Origin of the sequence: Streptomyces sp. NPDC002209 (assembly GCF_042890265.1) — a bacterium.
In the GTDB taxonomy this organism is placed as follows: Bacteria; Actinomycetota; Actinomycetes; order Streptomycetales; family Streptomycetaceae; genus Streptomyces.
Genome location: NZ_JBIARX010000044.1, coordinates 1 through 1,129 on the forward strand (window position 1 = coordinate 1; position 1,129 = coordinate 1,129).

The window sequence follows — 1,129 nt, forward strand, 5'->3', positions numbered from 1 at the left end:
CTAGTGACCTGAGTCAGAGATTCGGTGGCAGTAGGCGGCGACTTTGTCGAGGATCTCGTCGGCGGTCTTCGTCCAGACGAAGGGCCTGGGCTGGTCGTTCCAGTCGGTCAGCCAGGCCCGGATGTCACGCTCGAGGGCCTGGACGGAGCGATGGACTCCGCGCTTGAGCTTCTTCTGGGTGAGCTCGGCGAACCACCGCTCGACCAGGTTCAGCCAGGACGCGCTGGTCGGCGTGAAGTGCAGGTGAAAGCGAGGGTGCGCCAGCAGCCACTTCTTCACGTCCGGCGTCTTGTGGGTCGCGTAGTTGTCCAGGATCAGATGGACCTGGAGACCGGCCGGGACCTCCTTGTCGAGCTTGGCCAGGAACTTCTTGAACTCGGCGGCTCGGTGGCGGCGGTGGATTGAGCCGATGACTTTGCCGGTGGCGACCTCGAGGGCCGCGAAGAGGGTGGTGGTGCCGGCGCGGATGTAGTCGTGGCTGCGTCGCTCTGGAACACCGGGCATCATCGGCAGAACCGGCTGGGACCGGTCCAGGGCCTGGATCTGCGACTTCTCGTCCACGCACAGGACCAAAGCCTTCTCCGGCGGGTCCAGGTAGAGGCCGACCACGTCACGGACCTTGTCGATGAACAGCGGATCCGTCGACAGCTTGAACGTCTGCGACCGGTGCGGGGCCAGCGCGAACGCCCGCCAGATCCTTGAGACCGTCGACTGCGACATCCCCGTGGCAGCCGCCATCGACCTCGTCGACCAGTGCGTCGCGTTCTTCGGCGTCTCTTCCAAAGTTTTGACGATCACCCGCTCGACGTCCGCGTCGGTGATCTTTCGTGGGACACCCGGTCGCGGCTCGTCGCCCAGCCCGTCCAGACCGTGCTCGAGGAAGCGCCGCCGCCAGGTGCGGACCGTGTCCGGAGCGATCCGCAGCCGCCGCGACACTTCCATGACCGAGTGTCCCTCCGCGCACTCCAGCACAATCCGTGACCGCTGAGCCAAGGCCTGGGCCGTCGTGCGACGACGTAACCAGCCCTCCAATACTGCCCGCTGGGCATCAGTGACCGACAACGGCGGAATCTTCGGACCCGGACGACTCATACCGAACTAACGACCAACCTCAGACTCAGGACACTAG

Annotated in this window: 1 protein-coding gene; it reads right to left on the reverse strand. The window is 65.2% G+C overall.

Features of this window, described 5'->3' with window-relative positions; all coding sequences use genetic code 11:
- Entirely contained in the window at nt 1-1,092 is a 1,092-nt protein-coding gene (locus ACFYXK_RS33950; protein ID WP_389414656.1) for an IS630 family transposase, read from the reverse strand.
- Between the last annotated feature and the right edge of the window lie 37 nt (nt 1,093-1,129).